Origin of the sequence: Nonomuraea rhodomycinica (assembly GCF_013363995.1) — a bacterium.
GTDB classification, from domain to species: Bacteria; Actinomycetota; Actinomycetes; order Streptosporangiales; family Streptosporangiaceae; genus Nonomuraea; species Nonomuraea rhodomycinica.
The window spans coordinates 1-280 of the sequence record NZ_JABWGO010000086.1 but is presented as its reverse complement, the minus strand read 5'-3'; the positions used below and the strand labels follow the sequence as shown (position 1 = coordinate 280).

1 protein-coding gene is annotated in these 280 nt (G+C 67.1%); it reads right to left on the bottom strand.

All coding sequences use genetic code 11. The features are described from left to right. On the bottom strand, positions 1-280 hold a 280-nt coding region (locus tag HT134_RS44520; protein WP_175606525.1), incomplete at both ends, for a hypothetical protein.

Below are 280 nucleotides of genomic sequence, written 5' to 3'. Positions count from 1 at the left end.
GTGCCCGCCGTCGGTGGTCACCTTCGGCGTGATCCCGGACCCCACGTTCGCGTCGGGAGTAAGCGTGATGTAGTTCCGGGTCGAGGTGTAGGTCTTGCCGTCCACCGTGACGTCGGCCCAGTAGCTGTACATCGTGGGGGTGGCGACCTTGCGGGTGAACCGCATCGTGTTGCCCGTGACGACGTACGGTGACTGGCCGGCCGGGATCTCGGTGACCACGATCTTCCCCGCGGGGTTGTCGCGCCGGCCGTCGACCGTCGCGTAGTGGTACGTGACGGTC